The sequence below is a fragment of the Pseudomonas sp. PA1(2017) genome, assembly GCF_001945375.1.
Classification (GTDB): Bacteria; Pseudomonadota; Gammaproteobacteria; order Pseudomonadales; family Pseudomonadaceae; genus Aquipseudomonas.
This window is the reverse complement of record NZ_MSXU01000015.1, coordinates 626,135-627,036: the sequence shown is the minus strand read 5'-3', so window position 1 is coordinate 627,036 and position 902 is coordinate 626,135. Positions and strand designations below refer to the sequence as shown.

The 902-nt window shown below is 65.9% G+C and carries 1 protein-coding gene; it reads left to right on the top strand.

What is annotated here, in order from left to right; all coding sequences use genetic code 11:
• On the top strand, positions 1 to 902 hold a 902-nt coding region (locus BVH01_RS23435), incomplete at both ends, for a ShlB/FhaC/HecB family hemolysin secretion/activation protein (protein ID WP_305883388.1).

Genomic DNA, 902 nt, shown 5'->3' with positions numbered 1-902 from the left:
CGGCTACGTGACCACTCGGGCCTACCTGCCGCAGCAGGATCTGTCGGCCCGCACCCTGAAAATCACCGTGGTCGAAGGTCGCCTCGAAGGCCTCGACAGCTCCGCCCTGGCCAGTGGCCGCGAACTGGCCATGAGCTTTCCCGGCGAGGCGGGCGAGATTCTCAACCTGCGTGAGTTGGAGCAACTGGTCGATAACCTCAATCGCCTGCCGTCGCGCCCGGCCCAGCTGGAACTGGTGCCGGGGGAGCAGGTGGGCGGCAGCCGCGTCGGCCTGAAGGGCGAGCGCAGCAAGCCGTGGCACGCCAACCTCAATCGCCATAACGATGGCCAGCGCAGCACCGGCGAGCAGCAGTGGGGCCTGGGCCTGACCTGGGACAGCCCGCTGGGCCTGGCCGATCAACTGAGCCTGCGTGCCAGCCGCGATGCGGTCAGTGACAGTTACCGCCACTCCCACGCCCAGAGCCTGTCCTACAGCATCCCTTATGGCTGGTGGCGCGTGGACTACAGCTACAGCCAGAGCTACTACCGCACCCTGGGCCAGAGCAACGGCTTTCCTTTCGAGACCGATGGCGACAGCCAGCAGCATGCCCTGCGTGCCGAGCGCGTGCTGCACCGTGACAGCGTCAGCAAGACCGCCTTCAACACCGGCCTGAGCCATATCCGCACCAACAACTTCATCCTGGGCAACCGCATGGACCTGTCCAGCAACCGCTTGAGCGAATGGCAGCTGGGCTTCAACCATGGCCGGCGTATCGGCAGCGCCTTCGTCAACGCCGACATCGGCTGGCAGCGCGGCATTGGCGCCTTCGATGCTCAGGGCAACGGCAATCCTCGCGGTGACCAGCCCGTGGCGCGCTACAACAAATACAGCCTGACCCTGAGCTACCTGCAGCCCTTCAGCC